Annotated in this window: 1 protein-coding gene; it reads left to right on the forward strand. The window is 72.4% G+C overall.

Annotated elements, in window-relative coordinates; genetic code table 11:
• A partial coding sequence (locus DSP71_RS11565) for an E3 binding domain-containing protein (protein ID WP_181800724.1) occupies positions 1–217 on the forward strand: 217 nt, incomplete at both ends.

The following is a 217-nucleotide window of genomic DNA, read 5'->3' on the forward strand; positions in this document are numbered from 1 at the left end:
GTCCGGCCGAGCGACCCGTCCGCTCCTCGGTGGGGGTGATCGCGAAGCCGCCGATCCGCAAGCTCGCGCGCGACCTCGGTGTCGACCTCACCGCGGTCGCCGCGACCGGTGCCGACGGGGAGGTCACTCGCGACGACGTGATGAAGCACGCCTCGCAGGCGAGCGTCTTCCGCAACATCGAGACCCCCGAGTGGGGGACCGTGCGCGAGGAGACGGT

This window comes from Microbacterium sp. H6 (genome assembly GCF_003314775.1).
Classification (GTDB): domain Bacteria; phylum Actinomycetota; class Actinomycetes; order Actinomycetales; family Microbacteriaceae; genus Microbacterium; species Microbacterium oxydans.